The following is a 1055-nucleotide window of genomic DNA, read 5'->3' as shown; positions in this document are numbered from 1 at the left end:
CGCTCAGGCCGGTTTCCCACGAACACGGCAGAAACGAGCAATTGTCAGGAGCAGCCATGGAAACCGGCTTGGCGAAGGGAAACATGAAGCGCAGTTCCGGGCACTGCTCGGCAAGCTGGATCGTCCAGTTCGCGCCTTTTGCGTCGACGCCGTAGCCGTGGAAGACCACGTCCCACGCGAAGTTCGGCGCAACCGTCGGGGCGCCCTCTGCTGCACTGGCACCGCCGAAAATGTCATCCCAATCGCTGGTCCACAAACCTACGACCGGAGGCGCCAGAGCCAACCCGAACTGGCGCTGCGCCAATGCAGCTTGCCTTTGGTTCTGGGCGGCGATCTTGACCTTGCCCGATGTCGTCAACTGCCGCAGACGCGGTGCAAAACCGAGCCCCGCAGGGTCCGGCCGCGGAAAGGGGCGGCAGCCCTGCGCGGCAACTTGTTCGAAGCCCAACTCAAGGCAGCGCAGACAGGGGCCTGCCTCGCCCTTCAGATGATTGTAACTCGCCACGCAGAAGAATGAGCTGTCGAGCAAATACAGCAACGACGGAGAGGATCTCGATTCCAGCAGACGAAGTGCAAGATCGTAGCCGAGGTTCTGCGGATGCAGCAGAATGAGCTGATGGTTGCGATTTGCCAGCACCAAGCCGGCTTCGATCCAGAACCGCGAAATCAATCGCGCGTAGCGGACCGCCTCTCGGGCTATACGCCCATAATTCTTGCTTTTCAGCCAAAGCTGAAACTGCCAGCGCGCGGGCCGTTCCGGTTTGGCCACGATCTTGATTCGTCCTTGCCCGAGTTCGGCAATGCGCGACGCGAGGTGCGCAACAAATCGACCAGTACCGCTGTCACCTGCCGGGATTCCCGAGACGATTGCTAGCCGGGGCGGCAACTCGGAGCCGACCGTGCTGCTCATCGAGTCATCCACCTGCGCGCTCGGCTCATCACGCGCCCAACGAGCGAGACCTTTGCCGTCGGCACTCCCTCAGTTCCCTCGCGCGGGCGACCGTCATAAAACGTCGCGAACCGGCGGTTGATATCATCGCTCAACTGCAATTGGC

The 1055-nt window shown here is 61.6% G+C and carries 1 protein-coding gene; it reads right to left on the bottom strand.

What is annotated here, in order from left to right; genetic code table 11:
* Positions 1 to 910, bottom strand: a 910-nt coding sequence (locus DYI24_RS27040; RefSeq protein ID WP_164574509.1) for a hypothetical protein, incomplete at its 3' end; no start/stop codon positions are given.
* Between the last annotated feature and the right edge of the window lie 145 nt (positions 911 to 1055).

It is taken from the genome of Rhodopseudomonas sp. BR0C11, assembly GCF_010820945.1.
Lineage (GTDB): Bacteria > Pseudomonadota > Alphaproteobacteria > Rhizobiales > Xanthobacteraceae > Rhodopseudomonas > Rhodopseudomonas palustris_H.
This window is presented reverse-complemented; position numbering and strand designations above follow the sequence as displayed.